The organism is Amycolatopsis sp. NPDC114505, assembly GCF_055633615.1.
Window position 1 is genome coordinate 1,392,153 of sequence record NZ_JBVKDV010000003.1, and the last position, 15,606, is coordinate 1,407,758.

Here is a 15,606-nt window from a genome sequence, read left to right on the forward strand (position 1 = left end):
AAAGTACTAGGCGCCCCGCCGGGCTTGTACGGCTCTTGTACGGCGTCCGCCGACGATTCGCCCCACATCCCCGATGGAGGAAACGTGAGAACCACACTCAAGGCGGCGGTCGCCACGATCGGCCTCGGCGTCGCACTGACCGGGCTGGCCGCACCCGCCGCCCAGGCCGCGTCGGCCTACCCCGTCACGACCACAGTGGACGGTCGCACCGTCAAGGACCCGGACGTCGCGGTCGGCAAGCAGCGCATCGCGAACATGTACACCGCGGGCACGTCGGTGACCCTGGCGTGCCAGGACAGCGGCCCGGAGTACGGCGGCAGCAGCATCTGGGACCTGACCACCGACGGTCTCTGGATCCCGGACGCCTACGTCAAGACCGGCTCGACGTCGATGGTCGCGCCGCAGTGCACCACCCCGCACGCGTACCCGGCGAAGGCGGACATCAACGGCCGCGCGAAGAAGGGCGACGCGGCGGACGCGACCGGCAGCGTGGCGGACAAGTACCTGACCGGCGCGTCGGTGCCGGTGGTCTGCCAGGCCACCGCGTCGGACGAGATCTGGGACTTCACCAGCGACAACCTGTGGGTGCCGGACGCACTGATCAAGACCGGGACCGACGGGTTCGTCAGCGGTGTCCCGCACTGCGACACCGACGGCCTCAAGGCGGGCGGCTCGGCGTACCCGGCGGACTCCCGCGCCGACAGCGCGATCGCGTTCGCCAAGGCGCGCCTGGGTCACACGGACTGGAACAACCAGTGCGAGCTGTTCGTCGAGCGCTCCTTCGGCACCAGCGGCCGGTTCGCCTCGGCCACCACGCACTACCAGTGGCAGAAGGCCAACGGCCGCATCCACACGGGCTCGGTCGCCCCGGCCGGCACCGCGGTGTTCTTCACCAGCACGACCAGCAACGGGCACATCATGCTCGCGCTCGGCGGCGGCGTCGCGATCAGCACCGGCCCGTCGGTGTACCAGACGAGCACGTACGCGCAGCGCTCCGACTACCTCGGCTGGGCGTACGTCCCGTCGAGCTGGTAGCCCCGGCGGCGTCGTCGAAATCGATCTGCCACCCGGCGGGCACCAGTGCGCGCTCGAAGCACACCCGGTGCTCGTCGGGTTCGGGTTCGGACTCCATGTCTGTGATCACAGCACGTGACCCCGGCGTCGCAGGTCTCAATCTGAGACGCGGCGGAAAAGATCTTCCCCTTTTCATCGAGAAGTTGTTGCCCATTCACCCCGCCCGGTTCTAGCGTGTACCGGGCATTGATCGGACTACTGGGGGTCTCATGTCATTGCGCCACCGACTAGGCAAAGCCGCCCTCGCGGCGGGCATCCTCGCCGGCCTGGTCGCCGCTCCGCCGACGGCGCTCGCCGCGGCCGGGCCGACGACCTTGCCCGCCTCGCAGTACACCCTGGCCGCGAACTACAACCAGTTCGACGCGGTCAACTCCGCGCTGGTCTCGACGCTGGGGACCGCGGCCGTCCACACGGTCATGGACAACGCGAACCACGACCGCACCGCGCTGCCGTCGTCGTTCTCCGTCGCCGGGCTGTCGACGGGTTTCCGGTTCGACAGCGGGGACAACTCCGACTGCGCGAACTACCCGCAGGGCATCACGACCAGCCGCGACGCGGTCGGCACGGCCAACAGCGGCAACTATGACGGGCACCAGCTCGTCCTGGTCAGCTGGTACACGAAGGACGGCTGCGACGGCGGTCAGACCCGCAGCCGGATCACGCTGGTCGACTGGGACGCCACCTACCCGAACAAGTACCGCAAGGTGCTGCTGGTCGAGCCGACCGGCACGGCGGCGGCACCGGACTTCAAGGACATCCCGGTCCACGCCGGCGGCGTTTCCTGGTACGGCGACTACCTTTACGTCGCCGACACCGGCAAGGGCATGCGGGTCTTCGACATGCGGAAGATCCTCAAGACCGACTCCGGTGGCACGGCCGACCAGATCGGGCACCAGAGCGGCAGCACGTACTACGCCCACAACTACGCGTACGTCCTGCCGCAGGTGGGCACGATCACGTCGAAGACGACGTCCGGCACGAACCTCGCGTGGTCGTCGATCTCCCTCGACCGGGTGAGCAAGTCGATCGTCATGACGGAGTACACGTGCCCGTCCGGCTGCACGGACTACCCGAACCGCGCCCCGCGGGCGATCCGGTACCCGTTCGCCTCTTCCGGCACTTTCGCCGCCACGACGACGGCGAGCCAGGCCCTGCAACTGCCCTGGTACAAGCTCAACGGCGTGGCGTCCCACAACGGACGCTGGTGGTTCAACTCGTCCGGCTCGAAGCAGCTGTACTACTGGACGCCGACCGCGGGCGCGTCGACGTTCGCCTGGGTGGGCAGCGGGGAAAGCCTCTCGTACTGGGAGGACGACACCGCCGCGGATCTGCTGTGGTCACTGCAGGAGGGTGCGGGCAACCGCAACGTCTTCGCGGTCACCCAGGCCACCTACGGCGGTGGCTGAGGTAGCCTGACCCCATCGGACCTTTACGACAGCAGCGCGACCCGAGGCGGAAGCACCGCCTCGGGTTGCTGCTTGCTGCCTTGCTGTTCCTGGCCGGTGCGCCCGTCGTCCATCGGGTTTCTGCCGCGTACGACGGTCCCGCGGTGGCCACGACGCAGTCACAGTCCTTTGTGTCCGGTCGGCATGCGGTGCCGCGGGTTCCCGCTTCGATCCCCTTCGCCGTTGGTCCGTCTTCGGCCTCCTCTGGTCCTCCGTCGCTCTCGGCTCTGCTCGAGCGGACCGGTGAGGCTTCTTCCGTTGGTGCTCCTCCTCTTGCGCAGTCCAGTCGTGGGCCTCCGTTCTTCGTGAGCTGACCCCCTTCTCCGGCGCCGGTTTTCCGGCGCCGTGCTCACTGCTGCCCTCTCGGAGGACTTCCCTTTCATGTCTGCTGTCGTGTTGAGCCTTCTTGTTGTCACTGTTGTCTTTGCCGTCGGGCTGCTGGTCAGGATGTTCCGGCAGGACGAGCCTCTCTTCGGGGGACTGGGGATCTGCCTGCTTGTCGGACCTGGTGCTCTGCTTGCCTTTGTGCATGTAGGTCTTACGGAGTTCTAGGGATGTCGATTCCCTGGCCGAGCGGCCGGGGATCTGGCCGGATGGCCAGCCAGCCATCGGATGTCTACACTTGACCAGATGGCAACGGATGGCGTTAACGAGCCACAGAACCGACTTTCGGAGGAGATTGATCCGATGGGTCAAGGGGAAGCGTCCGGTCGGGTAGCCTGATGTCCGTGTTCACGAAGTGAACATCGATTCCAGACTTCGGCGGAGGCTCCCCGTGACCAAACCGACCCGGTCCCCGGACGCCCGCGCCGACCAGGCCGACATCCAGGCGGTGAGCCGGGTCAGCCAGATCCTCTCGCTGTTCGACCCGGCGACGCCGGAGCTGACCGCCGGCGAGGTGGCCGAGCGGCTCGGGCTGAACCGCACGACGGCGTACCGGTACTGCACGTCGCTCGTCGCGGCCGGCCTGCTGGAACGCAGTGCCGAAGGCAGCTACGTGCCCGGTGGCCTGCTGCTGCAGCTCGGCGCGTTCGCGATCGGCCACCGCCGCGTCGTCAACCTCGCGCCGCGGCACATGCAGGCGCTCTCGCGCGCCACGCAGACCAGCGTCGTGCTCAGCCTCTGGGGACTCACCGGACCGGTGGTCTCGCGGGTCGAGGAGAACCCCTCGACCATCGTCATCGTGTCCGTGCGGGTCGGCAGCCACCTGCCGCTGGACACCGCGCAGAGCAAGGTCTTCCTCGCCTACCACGCCGACCAGCTGTCGATGGAACGCCTGATCGGCAACCTGTCCGGCACGGCCCGCGACGAGCTGCGCGCCGACGTCGACCGGGTGCGCGCGGCCGGCTACTGCTCGGCCATGAGCACGCCCGGCATCGTCGCGGTGGCCGCGCCGGTCTTCGACGAGTACGGCATCTGCGCCACGATCGCGATCGTGGGCCCGGACAACACCCTGTCGATGGGCGACGACACGCCCGAGCTGCGGGTCGTGGCCGACACCGCGCGCGAGCTCACCCACGAGCTGGGCGGGCACTACCGGCCCGACGACGTCCAGCGGGCGGTGTAGGGCAGCCACGCCGGCGACGGCGGGGCCGGGACGTCCGCGTACTCGCGCGTCCCGGCCAGGGCACTGCCGACGAAGTCGTCCCGGATCCCGGCGACGCCGTCGACCAGCTCCCGCAGCACGGCCGGACCGCCGATCCACAACGCCGTGACGACCTCGACGGCCCGCGCGCCCGACGCGAGGAACCGCAGCACGTCCGACGTGGTGCGGGCGCCGTTCGTGCCGACGATGGGCACGTCCAACGCCTGGAAAGCTTTGCTCACCCAGTAAAGGCTCATCGGGAGGCACCCCGGTGAGCTCCACGCGCCCCACGACCCGAGTACCGAACCGCCGTCGAGGTCGGGCAGGAAGCCCGGGTAGCGGCCGACCAGGCCGACGGCGTCCGCGCCCGCCGACCGGGCCGCGCGGGCCAGCGCGACGACGTCCGACGCCTGGCCCGGCAGCTTCACGAACAGGGGGACGCCGACGGCGGCCCGCACGGTCCGGACCGCCGCCGTCACACCGTCCACTTCGGTCAGCTGCCGCACCGCGCGCGCCTCACGTCCGTGGGGCGCACCGATGTTCAGCTCGACCGCCGGGACCACCGAACCCAGCGCCCGCCCGATCCGCGCGGCCGCGACCGGGTCGCCGAGGGTGATGCTGCCGATCACCGGGCAGCCGCGCGCCGCGCCGTGGGCCACGCCCGCGGCCAGGATGCCGAGCCAGTCGTCGAGGTCCACCTGCGCGAGCCCGGACCGGTTCAGCAGGCCGTCGCCCAGGAACGCGGCCCCCGGCTCTCGCACCTGTCCGTCGCCGGCGACGAAGGCGTAGTCCGCGATGTCCAGCTGGCGCCGGGCGGCGGCGCTTTCGTTCACCGACTTGGCCACCACCGCCCCGGCGCCCGCGTCGACGCACGCGGTGATGCCGTCCAGGGTCATGGTCAGCTCCGAAGAGCCGACCCACACCGGGTTGGCGGCGACCAGTCCTCCGAGATCCACTTAGGACAGTGCCGGAATGGTGCTGTCGTCGGCCATGTCGACGTCCTTGGTCTCCGGGCCCAGGAAGCCGCCGAGGCTGATCAGCAGGCCGGCCAGGACGATGAGGACGCCGGGGGCGAGGTGCGCGGGCATGAAGCCGTCGAACCGCTGCAGGTAGAACTGGTAGAACGCGGGGGCGATGAGCGCGAGGCTGTAGCCGACGCCGTAGCCGGTCGAGCGGATGCTCGCCGGGAACCGCTCGGTCAGGTACGCCGCGATCGGGCCGAACGTGCCGACGGTGAACACGCCGATGAGCACGCCGAAGCCGAGCGCCGCGCCGAAGCCGCCGTTCGAGGCCATCAGCAGCGTGTAGGAGCCCGCGCCGACCACGACCATCGAGAAGCCGTAGCCGATGTAGAACCGCCGTCGGCCGATGCGCTGGGACAGCACCCCGAACACCGGGTAGGACAGCGCGGCGGCCGCGTTGATGACCAGCATGGTCAGCGTGACCTCCTTGCTGGAGAGCATGAGGTGCGCTTTCAGCTGCGCGGGCGTCACGGCGGCTTCCATGTTGGTCGCGAGCCACGTGCCGGTCATCAGGATGAACACCTGGCCCAGCGCCCGCGGGTACTTCTTCACCAGCCGGACGAACGGCAGCTTGTGCTTCTCGCCGGTCAGCTCGGACGGCGGCTCGTGGACCTGCTTCTGGTAGTAGCGGAACAGCACCGCCGCCAGCAGCGCGCCGACGAAGAACGGGATCCGCCAGCCCCACTGGACGTACGCGCTGTGCAGGCCGGCGGCCGGCAGCAGCTGCAGCATCAGCAGCGTGATCGCGGCGATCACGGCGTACGCGGCGGGCGAGGTCGACGTGATGATCGAGGCGTAGAGACCGCGTTTGTGCTTCGGGCTCCACTCCATCGCCAGCGGCACCGCGGTCGTGTACTCGCCGCCGAGGAAGATGCCGTCGACGAACCTCAGTGCGATGAGGATGCCGACCGACCACATCCCGATCGTCTCGTGCCCGGGCAGGCACGCGGTCAGCAGCGTGATGATGCCGAAGCCGCCGACCGCGACGAGCGTCGTGCGCTTGCGCCCGACCGTGTCGGCGAAGTGGCCGAAGATGATCGCGCCGAGCGGACGGCCGATCAGCGTGGACGCGAACACCAGGGACGCCAGCAGCGCCGTCGTGCTCGCGCTGAGGTTGGCCGCCTGGAAGTACGCCGTCGCCGGGGCCAGCACGACGATCGGCAGGTAGATGTCGAACTGGTCGACGAAGTAGGCGAGCGTCCCGCCGCGGACCGCGGCGCGCACCTTGGCCGCGTCCGGGCCGTGCGGGGTACCGGGACGGGCGGCCGCCTCTGCGGCGCTGGGCGGTGTGGACATCAGCGTCCTCCGTTGCTCCGAACTGAATGTTCACCAAGTGAACGTCAGACACTCTAAATATGCGTCCGTCGATACACAAGAGCGGTCACAGGGTTGACAGCCGGTCTTATAGTGAACTTTGACTTCATAATGTGAACCGAAAGGCCGCTCATGAGCTCGCGTCCCGCCATCGCCTCCGTCCTGGACGGCTTGGTCGACATGCACGTCCACTCCGGCCCCAGCCCGTTCCCCCGCCGCTTCGACCACGTCGAGGCCGCGCAGGACGGCGCGCGCATCGGGATGCGCGCCATGGTCGCGAAGTCCCACCACCACAACACCCAGATGGACGTCCTCGCGATGAAGGGCCGGCTCGAGGGCGTCAAGGCGCAGGCCTTCGGCGGCATCGCGCTCAACAGCACGGTCGGCGGGCTCAACGTCCACGCTGTGCGGATGACCCTGCGCATGGGCGGCAAGGTCGTCTGGTTCCCGACCATCTCCTCCGGCCGGCACATCGACTGCCACCCCGAGGACGGCGCCTTCCCGACCACCACCGTCCCGCTGACGCTGGAGCGCATCGACATCGTCGACGGCGACGGCGCCCTCAAGCCCGAGGCGCTCGAGATCCTCGACGAGATCAAGGAGCAGCAGGCGGTCCTCAACGGCGGCCACATGTACCCCGAGTACATCAAGACGCTGTTCCAGGAGGCGCACGAGCGCGGCATGAAGCGGATGGTCGTCAGCCACCCGGACTTCGTCATCGGCGCCGACCCGGCCCTGTGCCGCGAGCTGATCGAGCTGGGCGCGTTCATCGAGCACGAGGTCGGCATGTACGACCCCGAGGGCACCCAGAAGTGGGACCCGAAGAACCTGCTGACCTGGATCGAGGCGCTCGGCCCGGAGCACACGGTGCTGGCGTCGGACTTCGGCCAGAAGGCCAACCCGAAGCCGGTCGACGCGTGGTTACGCGTCGGCGAGGCGCTGCTCGACCTGGGCTTGCCGGAGAAGGACCTGCGGCGGATGGTCCGGGACAACCCGACGTACCTGCTGAACCTCGACGCCTGAAAGGACCTCCCCGTGTACGAAAAGGACGATCCCCGTTCGGCACTGGCCACCGCCGCCCGGCCCGACAGCGGCGCCCGGATCACCGCCGCGCAGTACCTCGACCTGCGCACGAGCCCGGTGGTCCGCGCGCAGAACGTCATCCTCATCCACACCGACGCCCGCGACGGCGACGACCTCGACAACGGCACCCTGGACGGTGAGCTGGCGATCGTCGTCACCGACGCCTCCCCCGCCTTCACCGTGCTGACCGGCGACGGCGCGACCAAGGTGGACTCCCCCGGGCTCGTCGTGGTCCCGCCGGGCGCGTCGCGGATCAGCGTCCACGGCGACGGGCCACTGGTCCGGCTGGTCGAAGCGACCGAACCGGCGTGGCGCGACAAGCCGGCCAACGCGGACGCCTACGCCGAGGACCACCCGCGCGTCACGCTGCTGGAACGCTGGCCTGCGCCCGCCGAGGCGCGCGTCCGCTTCTACCCGCTGTCCGAAGTGCCGAACGACCCGAAGCGGTTCGGGCGGATCTTCCGCACCCGCTCGTTCATGGTGAACTTCCTGCCCCTGCAGGACGGCCCGCGCGACCCGCACAAGCTGTCTCCGCACCACCACGACGACTTCGAGCAGCTCTCGCTGGCCGTGCAGGGCGAGTACGTCCACCACATCCGGACGCCGTGGCTGCCCGACAGCAGCACCTGGCGCGAGGACGAGCACGTCCGGATCGGGAGCCCGTCGGTGACGGTCATCCCGCCGCCGACCGTGCACACGTCCGAAGCGAGCGACCCGGGCGTGAACCAGCTGATCGACATCTTCAGCCCGCCGCGCGTGGACTTCTCGGAGAAGCCGGGCTGGGTCCTGAACGCCGACGACTACCCGATGCCGTGAGCGCCCGTACTGGTGGCGGGCTGTTCACCCGCGACGCCACGCCCGTCGGCACCTGGCTGAAGATCGCCTCGACCGAGCCCGCCGAGATCATGGCGTTCGCCGGGTTCGACTTCGTGGTCGTCGACCTGGAGCACGCACCGCTGGACCTGGTGACGGCGTACCGGCTGATCAACACCGCGGCCGCGCTCGGCATGACGCCGATCGTGCGGGTGCCGGACAAGACGCCGTCGACGATCCAGAAGATCCTCGACGCGGGCGCGAGGGGCATCCTCGTCCCGCACGTCGACACGGTCGAGGAGGCGGCGGCCGTCGGGCGGGCGTGCCGGTTCCCGCCGCACGGCGTCCGCGGCGCCGGCGGCACCAGCCGGGCCGGGGCGTGGGGGCTGAAGCCGACCGCCGAGTACCTCGCCGTCGGCAACGACGACGTGCTGTGCATCCCGCAGCTGGAGAGCGTCGAGGCGATCAAGGCCGCACCCGAGATGCTCGCGCTGGACACGGTGGACGCCGTGTTCGTCGGCGCGGCGGACCTGTCGATGTCGATGGGGTCGACGCCGGCGTCACCGGACGTGCTCGACCTGATCGCCTCGGCGATCGCGGCCGCGCACGCCGCCGGGAAGAAGTGCGGGCTGGCGTTCGGCGGGGTGCCGGAGAAGGCCGCGCAGGCGGTCCGCGACGGCTGCGACTTCGTCCTGCTCAGCAACGACACGACCATGCTGGCCGACGCCGCGCGAACCCTCGTCACGGCGTTCCGGGACGCGACCGCATGACGCTGTCCCTGCCGCGCACGGCGTTGTCGATCGCCGAGCTGGACGACCTCGACCACGACGGAGTGGTGCGGTTCGTGCGAGCACTCGAGGAGTACGGCCACCGGATGGTCTGGATTCCCGAAGTCAACGGGCGGGAGGCGTTCACGACGGCGTCCCTGGTGCTCGCGTCGACGTCGACGTTGATCGTCGGCAACGGCGTCGCGCGGGCCCTCGAGCGGGTGCCGAAGTCGGCGGGGTCGGCGGCCCGGGACCTCGCGGCCGGCTACCCCGGGCGCTACGTGCTGGGGCTCGGCGTGAGCGGCGCGGTCCGTGAACGCGGGGTCGGACCGCTCCCGTTCCTGCGCGAGTACCTCGACGGCGTCGACAAGGTGGCGCACGGGGTACCGCGGGTCCTCGGCGCCTACTCGGCGGGGATCACGCGGCTCGCGGCCGAGCGCGCCGACGGGCTGATCACGTTCCTCGTCACGCCGGAGCACACCCGCTGGGCGCGCGAAACGATCGGAGACCTCTTCCTGTCGGTCGTCCAGTGGGCGGTGGTCGGCCGCTCCCGGGCGGCGGCGCGGGAGGTCGCGCGCGACCGGCTCGCCTACTACCTGACGCTCCCCCACCAGATCGCGAAGCTGAAGCGGCTCGGGTTCACCGACGCCGACCTCGCGCCGCCGGGGTCCGACCGCCTGCTCGACGCGCTCGTCGCCTACGGCACCCCGGACCAGGTGCGCGAGGCGGTGCGGGCGCAGTACGACGCGGGCGCCACCCAGGTCGCGTTGAGCCTGGTCGGCCCGCTGGACGACGCGAAGCTGGACGCCTACCGGGCGCTCGCACCCGAGGAGGATTGATGCGCACGGCCGAGAAAGTCATCATCACCACCGCGATCACGGGCTCGGTGAACATCCCGTCGCAGAGCCCGCACCTGCCCCTGTCCGCCGACGAGGTCGCCGACGCGGCTTTGGAAGCCATCGAGGCCGGGTCGGCCATCGTGCACCTGCACGCCCGGGAACCGGACGGGCGGCCGACGCCCGATCCCGACGTGTTCGAGAAGATCGTCGCGCGGATCACCGCGGAGACGGACGCGGTCATCAACATCACCACCGGCGGCGCGTCGTCGATGACGATGGACGAACGGCTCGCGGCCGCCTACCGGCTGCGGCCGGAGCTCGCGTCGATGAACATGGGGTCGATGAACTTCGTCTACTCCGGCATCGCCGACAAGGTGACGGAGTGGAAGCACGACTGGGAAAAGCCGTACGTGCTCAACACCTACTCGAAGCCGTTCGTGAACACCTTCGACAAGATCGAGCACACACTGCGGACGCTCGGCGAGTCCGGGACGCGGTTCGAGTACGAGTGCTACGATATCGGGCACCTGTACTCGCTGGCGTACTTCGTCGAGCTCGGCCTGGCGAAACCGCCGCTGCTGATCCAGGGCGTGTTCGGCGTCCTCGGCGGGATCGGCGCCGACCACGCGAACCTGGAGCACATGGTCCGGATCGCGGACAAGCTCTTCGGCGACGACTACGCGTTTTCGGCGTTCGCCGCCGGGCGCGACCAGATCGGCTTCGGCACGCACAGCGCGTGGCTCGGCGGGCACGTGCGGGTGGGCCTGGAGGACAGCCTGTGGATCGGCAAGGGGAAGCTCGCGGAGAGCAACGCCCAGCAGGTCCGGAAGATCCGGGCGGTGGTGGAGGACATCGGCAAGCCCATCGCCACCCCGGCCGACGCCCGCGCGATGCTGGCACTGCGAGGAGGAGCGGTATGAGCTTGCTGACCGGCAAGGTGGTCCTGGTCGTCGGGGCCAGTTCGGGCATCGGCGCCGACGCGGCGCGGGTGTTCGCGTCCGACGGCGCGTCGGTGATGCTGGTGGCCCGGAACGAGGAACCGTTGGCCAAGCTGGCCGCCGAGCTGGCCGACTACGACGTCGCGTACACGACCGGTGACGTGGCTTCGGCGTCCGATGTGGACGCGTTCGTGGCGGCGACGGTGACGCGGTTCGGCCGCCTCGACGGCGCGTTCAACAACGCGGCGATGGGCGGCGGCGGACGGCTCGACTCGGTGTCCGAAGCGGACTTCGACCGGATCATGGCGGTGAACGTCAAGGGCACGTGGCTGTGCCTGCGTGCGGAGGTCGCGGTGATGGAGCGCCAGGGCTCCGGCTCGATCGTCAACGTGAGCAGCATCGGCGGCCTGCGCGGGAGTTCGGGCATGGGCGCGTACCAGGCGACGAAGCACGCGGTGATCGGCCTGACCCGCACCGCGGCGCACGACTTCGGGCCGCTGGGCATCCGCGTCAACGTGATCGCCCCGGGCCCGACGGAGACCCCGATGCTGGACGAGCTGCGCCGCACGATCCCGGGCGGCGTGGAGGCCCGGATCGCGGCGACGCCGTTGCGCAAGGCGGGCACGGGCGCGGAGGTCGGCTCGACGGCGGCGTTCCTGCTGAGCGACCGGGCCAGCCACCTGAGCGGAGTGGTCCTCCCGGTGGACGGCGGCTTCACGGCCTGAGCGGGTGGGGCGGCCGCGGCCGCCCCACCTCGTCGTCACGGATGGTCGCCCGTGGCGAGCGGCTTGGTCACCGACCGTCCACGTGGCACGCTTCCGGTGGAGGAGGCGGTGCCCATGGCCGTCCAGCCGAGCGGGCCGCGGCGGGCCGAGGTGCTCGCCGCGTTGTCGCTCGCCATCGATCTCGGGCTCGGGCAGCCCATGGAGCACATGCTGCGCTCCGCGCTGATCGCGACCCGGCTCGCCGAACGGCTCGGCCTGGACGAAGAGCAGCGCGGCACGACGTTCTACGCCACCCTCGTCGCCTGGATCGGCTGCCACGCCGACTCCCACGAGCTCGCCGGCTGGTTCGGCGACGACATCGCCTTCCGCTCGGCCACCTACCGCGTGAACTGGGCCGGCCTTCCGTTCCTGCGGCTGCTCGCGACGCACGCCGGGCGGGACCGCGCTCCGGTCGCGCGGGCCGTGGTGGCCGCCGCGTTCGTCGCCAGGGCGCGCGGCCGCCTCGCCGGGCTGATCCACTCCCACTGCACCTCCGCCGGACGCCTCGCCGACCGGCTGGGGCTGGGCGCGGACGTCGGCGCCGCGCTGGCCGGCACCTTCGAACGCTGGGACGGCAGCGGCCTGCCCACCGGCGCCCGCGGCGACGAGCTCCCGATCGAGGTGCGCGTCGTGCACCTCGCCGAGGTCGCCGAGGTGTACCTGCGCCGGGGCGGGGTCCCCGCCGCCGTCGCGATGGCCGAAGCGCGCGGCGGCAGCCAGTTCGACCCGGCCGTCGTGACGGCGTTCACCGGCGCCGCAGGCGACATCCTCGGCGGCCTGCTCGACGACGACGTCTGGACGGCCGCCCTCGAGCAGGCGCCCGACCGCGACCGGACGCTCACCGACACCGAACTGGACGACCTGCTGACCGCGATCGGCGACTTCGCCGACCTCAAGTGCCCGTTCGCCCTCGGCCACTCGCGCGGTGTCGCCGCCCTCGCCGCCGAGGCCGCCCGCGGCAGCGGCCTGCCCGAAGCGGACGTCCGGCTCGTCCGGCGCGCCGGGCTGGTGCACGACCTCGGCCGGATGGGCGTGCCCACCAGCATCTGGGAGAAGCGGGGCCCGCTGTCGGAGGCCGAGTGGGAGCGGGTCCGGCTGCACCCGTACCTGACCGGCCGGATCCTGCGCCGCGTAAGGGGTCTGGAGCAGGTCGCCGTCATCGCCGCGGCGCACCACGAGCGGCTCGACGGCTCCGGCTACCCGCTCGGCGCGGCCGGCGCGGCACTGGCGCCGCATGCGCGGCTGCTCGCCGCCGCCGACGTCTACCACGCGCTGCGCGAACCGCGGCCGCACCGCCCGGCGCGCGACGCCGTCGACGCGGCCGAGATCCTGCGGCAGCAGGCGCGGGAGTCCCGGTTGGACGCGCACGCCGTCGACGCCGTCCTGCGGGCCGCCGGGCACGCGCGACGACGGCCGTCCCACCCCGCCGGGCTGACCGGCCGCGAGGTGGAGGTGCTGCGCCTGCTCGCCGGCGGCGGCTCGAACCGGGAGATCGCGCGGACGCTGTCGATCAGCGAGAAGACCGTCCGCAACCACGTCGAGCACATCTACGCCAAGGCCGGGGTGTCCAACCGGACCGGCGCCGGGCTGTTCGCGCTCGAGCACGGGATCAGCGGCCTCCCCGGAAGATGAGGCATCCGCCCCATGCGGCGACGGCCGGGCGCGAACGAGGCTGAGTCTCTCAAAAGCAGAGCCCCTCGAAAGGAGCTCATCATGCCCACCCGTGCCGTCATCAGCCTCACCACCGGACTCGAAGACCCCGAGAAGGTCACCGTCGCGTTCCTCGTCGCGGTCGGCGCCGCCGAACAGCACCGCGCGACCCTGATGTTCCTCACGAAGGAGGCGGTCCGGCTCGCGCTCGACGGCTTCGCCCAGGCCACGGCGTGCGAAGGCTGCCCACCGCTGGCCGACCTGGTCAAGCGCTACGAAGCCGCCGGCGGCCGCTTCCTGGTCTGTCCCATCTGCTTCACCGCCCGCCACCTCACCGACGACGGTCTCGTCGCCAACGCGTCCCTCGGCGGCACGGTGCCGATGTGGGAGTGGATCGGCGACGAGCCCGTCACGACGTTCAGCTACTGAAGCCATGACCACCGAAGGCGAACGGTTCGCCCGTGCTCTCGCGGCCCGCGACTCCGCCGCGCTGCGGGCCGTGCTGGCCGGCGAGGTCGACTTCGCCGCACTCACCCCGGGCCGCCACTGGACGGCCTCGGACCCGGCGGAGATCGTCGACGACGTGATCTTCGGCCACTGGTTCGGTCCCGGCCGGACGATCCTCGAGCTGTGCTCGGTGACCACCGGCCGGGTCGCGGACCGCGGGCACGTCACCTACCGGCTGCGGGTCGAGCGCGACGGCGCCGACCACCTCGTCGAACAGCAGGCCTACTACACGGCGCGCGACGGCGAGATCGGCTGGCTGCGCGTCCTGTGCTCCGGGTACCGGCCGCTCGCCGGCTGAGACGCCCGTCACGTCGGCGTGGCTCACCGCGCCGGGGTGCCGTCCGCCTGCCATCCTGTGCCGTCAGGAAGACAGGCGGACGGAGGCACCCGTGGGCGTCATCAGCTGGATCGTGCTCGGACTGATCGCGGGTGTGATCGCGAAGGTCCTCATGCCGGGCAAGGACCCCGGCGGCTGCATCATCACGATCCTGCTCGGCATCGGCGGCGCCTTCGTCGGCGGCTGGGTCGGCAAGACCCTGTTCCACACCGACCTCGGCACCTTCTTCGACCTGCGCACGTGGGGCCTCGCGGTCCTCGGTGCGCTGATCATCCTGGTGATCTACCGGATGGCGTTCGGCCGGAGCCGCCGCGACTAGCCGCTAGTTCAGCGCCACGCCGTACGCGCTCAGCGCCTCGCCGACCGGCTGGAAGAACGACGTCCCGGAACCCTTGCCGGACGTGATGCCCAGGCCGACGCTGCCGGCGAACAGGCAGCCGCCCGAGTCGCCCGGGTTGACCAGCGCGTTGGTCTGGATCAGCTGGGACACCGAGCCTTCGGCGTAGTTCACGGTCACGTTCGTCCGCGTGACCGAGCCCGACGTCAGGTGCGTGGTGCTGCCGCTCTTGCTGATCCGCTGGCCCACCGTCGCGGTGCCGGCCGAGCTGATCCGCTGCGTCGAGCCGTTCCACAGGGTGACCGCGCCGGGTGCGCTGCCCGTGTTGTTGCGGATCAGCCCGTAGTCGTTGCCCGGGAAGCTCGAACCCTGCGACGGCCCGACGTTCCACGTCGCCACCGCGCGCGTGCAGTGGCCGGCGTCGACGATGTAGTTCACGCCGCCGCGGTTGGTGTTGAAGCCGGCCGAACAGCGGGTGCCGCCGCCGGTGATGGCTTCGCCGTTGTAGATCGCGGCGTGCAGCTCGCCCGCGATCCGCTCGACCCGGACGCGGTCGCCGAGCGCCGAAGCGGCTTTCAGCAAGGCGTCGGTGCCGCGGGCCGCGTCCGCCACGGTCAGCACGACCTGGTTGGTCTTCGGGTCGAGACCGACCGACGTGTGCGCGACCGCGGGCAGCGCCTGCAGGGTCTCCTGGGCGCCGGCCAGTGCGGCACTCGAGTGCTTGACCACCCGGGCCTGCGCGCCGGCCGCGGTGACTCGGTCGGCGGCGGCCTGGTCGAGCACGTTCACGACGGGCTTCGCGGCCGCGTCGAGGTAACCGTCGGCGGCGCGGGCGCCGAGCGCGGCGGTGACCTGGTGCAGGGTCTCGACGCTCGCCGCCTGCGTCCGCAGGACCGCGACGGCGGCGGACTCGCTGATCCCGGCGTCCGCCGCGAGGGAGGCGACCGCGTCGCGCTGCACGTCGGGGGCGTAGCCGTCGATGGTGACGGCGGTGGCCGGGCTCGTCAGGAAGCCGGCGACCGCGGCGGCGGCCACCAGGGTCGTGGCGGAGCGGGCGAGCAAGTGTCTTGTGCGCATGCCGGTACTCGCTTTCACGGGGCTCGTTTTCACGACAGAGCCGGCGCGAGGGAT

General features: G+C 71.0%; 16 protein-coding genes. 13 read left to right on the forward strand and 3 right to left on the reverse strand.

The window, feature by feature from the left end; translation table 11 throughout:
• Positions 1 to 84: 84 nt before the first annotated feature.
• The 3 genes from ACZ7OU_RS35675 to ACZ7OU_RS35685 all read left to right on the forward strand — a co-directional run bounded on the left by ACZ7OU_RS35675 (position 85) and on the right by ACZ7OU_RS35685 (position 4,086).
• The gene (locus tag ACZ7OU_RS35675; protein WP_470242732.1) at positions 85 to 1,035 is read left to right on the forward strand and encodes a hypothetical protein; all 951 of its coding nucleotides are present in this window, start codon (positions 85 to 87) and stop codon (positions 1,033 to 1,035) included.
• A gap of 248 nt (positions 1,036 to 1,283) precedes the next feature.
• Positions 1,284 to 2,480, forward strand: a complete 1,197-nt coding sequence (locus ACZ7OU_RS35680; protein WP_470258611.1) for a hypothetical protein — start codon at positions 1,284 to 1,286, stop codon at positions 2,478 to 2,480.
• Between the two features lie 814 nt (positions 2,481 to 3,294).
• A complete protein-coding gene (locus ACZ7OU_RS35685) occupies positions 3,295 to 4,086 on the forward strand; it encodes an IclR family transcriptional regulator (RefSeq protein WP_470242734.1) in 792 nt (263 codons plus the stop codon).
• Here the strand turns inward: ACZ7OU_RS35685 and ACZ7OU_RS35690 are convergent.
• Complete coding sequence (locus ACZ7OU_RS35690; protein WP_470258612.1) at positions 4,053 to 5,060, reverse strand: hypothetical protein; 1,008 nt, start codon at positions 5,058 to 5,060, stop codon at positions 4,053 to 4,055. The two genes, ACZ7OU_RS35685 and ACZ7OU_RS35690, sit on opposite strands and share 34 nt — an antisense overlap.
• Positions 5,061 to 6,422, reverse strand: a complete 1,362-nt coding sequence (locus tag ACZ7OU_RS35695) for an MFS transporter (RefSeq protein ID WP_470258613.1) — start codon at positions 6,420 to 6,422, stop codon at positions 5,061 to 5,063.
• Positions 6,423 to 6,572: 150 nt separating this feature from the next.
• Between ACZ7OU_RS35695 and ACZ7OU_RS35700 the strand changes: the two genes are divergently transcribed.
• The 10 genes from ACZ7OU_RS35700 (at position 6,573) to ACZ7OU_RS35745 (ending at position 14,457) form a co-directional block, all read left to right on the forward strand.
• Positions 6,573 to 7,463, forward strand: coding sequence for a DUF6282 family protein (locus tag ACZ7OU_RS35700; RefSeq protein WP_470258614.1), 891 nt, complete (start codon positions 6,573 to 6,575; stop codon positions 7,461 to 7,463).
• Between the two features lie 12 nt (positions 7,464 to 7,475).
• On the forward strand, positions 7,476 to 8,339 hold the full coding sequence (locus tag ACZ7OU_RS35705) for a cupin domain-containing protein (RefSeq protein WP_470258615.1): 864 nt from the start codon (positions 7,476 to 7,478) through the stop codon (positions 8,337 to 8,339).
• Positions 8,336 to 9,106, forward strand: a complete 771-nt coding sequence (locus tag ACZ7OU_RS35710; RefSeq protein WP_470258616.1) for an HpcH/HpaI aldolase family protein — start codon at positions 8,336 to 8,338, stop codon at positions 9,104 to 9,106. The genes ACZ7OU_RS35705 and ACZ7OU_RS35710 overlap by 4 nt, the downstream gene beginning before the upstream one ends.
• On the forward strand, positions 9,103 to 9,942 hold the full coding sequence (locus ACZ7OU_RS35715) for an LLM class flavin-dependent oxidoreductase (protein ID WP_470258617.1): 840 nt from the start codon (positions 9,103 to 9,105) through the stop codon (positions 9,940 to 9,942). The genes ACZ7OU_RS35710 and ACZ7OU_RS35715 overlap by 4 nt, the downstream gene beginning before the upstream one ends.
• Positions 9,942 to 10,862 (forward strand): 3,5-dioxohexanoate:acetyl-CoA acetone transferase, encoded by a 921-nt coding sequence (gene kce, locus ACZ7OU_RS35720; protein WP_470258618.1) that lies wholly within the window; start codon positions 9,942 to 9,944, stop codon positions 10,860 to 10,862. Before ACZ7OU_RS35715 ends, kce begins: the two co-directional genes overlap by 1 nt.
• On the forward strand, positions 10,859 to 11,605 hold the full coding sequence (locus ACZ7OU_RS35725) for an SDR family NAD(P)-dependent oxidoreductase (RefSeq protein WP_470258619.1): 747 nt from the start codon (positions 10,859 to 10,861) through the stop codon (positions 11,603 to 11,605). The genes kce and ACZ7OU_RS35725 overlap by 4 nt, the downstream gene beginning before the upstream one ends.
• 114 nt (positions 11,606 to 11,719) lie before the next feature.
• Positions 11,720 to 13,276: an HD domain-containing phosphohydrolase gene (locus ACZ7OU_RS35730; RefSeq protein WP_470258620.1), complete on the forward strand. Its 1,557-nt coding sequence runs from the start codon at positions 11,720 to 11,722 to the stop codon at positions 13,274 to 13,276.
• Positions 13,277 to 13,357: 81 nt separating this feature from the next.
• A complete protein-coding gene (locus tag ACZ7OU_RS35735) occupies positions 13,358 to 13,723 on the forward strand; it encodes a DsrE family protein (protein ID WP_470242744.1) in 366 nt (121 codons plus the stop codon).
• A 4-nt stretch (positions 13,724 to 13,727) separates the two neighbouring features.
• The gene (locus ACZ7OU_RS35740; RefSeq protein ID WP_470258621.1) at positions 13,728 to 14,099 is read left to right on the forward strand and encodes a hypothetical protein; all 372 of its coding nucleotides are present in this window, start codon (positions 13,728 to 13,730) and stop codon (positions 14,097 to 14,099) included.
• Between the two features lie 91 nt (positions 14,100 to 14,190).
• Positions 14,191 to 14,457: a GlsB/YeaQ/YmgE family stress response membrane protein gene (locus tag ACZ7OU_RS35745; protein WP_155547145.1), complete on the forward strand. Its 267-nt coding sequence runs from the start codon at positions 14,191 to 14,193 to the stop codon at positions 14,455 to 14,457.
• 3 nt (positions 14,458 to 14,460) lie between these two features.
• Here the strand turns inward: ACZ7OU_RS35745 and ACZ7OU_RS35750 are convergent, their stop codons facing one another.
• Positions 14,461 to 15,552 carry a S1 family peptidase gene (locus ACZ7OU_RS35750; RefSeq protein WP_470258622.1) on the reverse strand — a complete coding sequence of 364 codons (1,092 nt, stop codon included), beginning with the start codon at positions 15,550 to 15,552 and terminating at the stop codon, positions 14,461 to 14,463.
• Between the last annotated feature and the right edge of the window lie 54 nt (positions 15,553 to 15,606).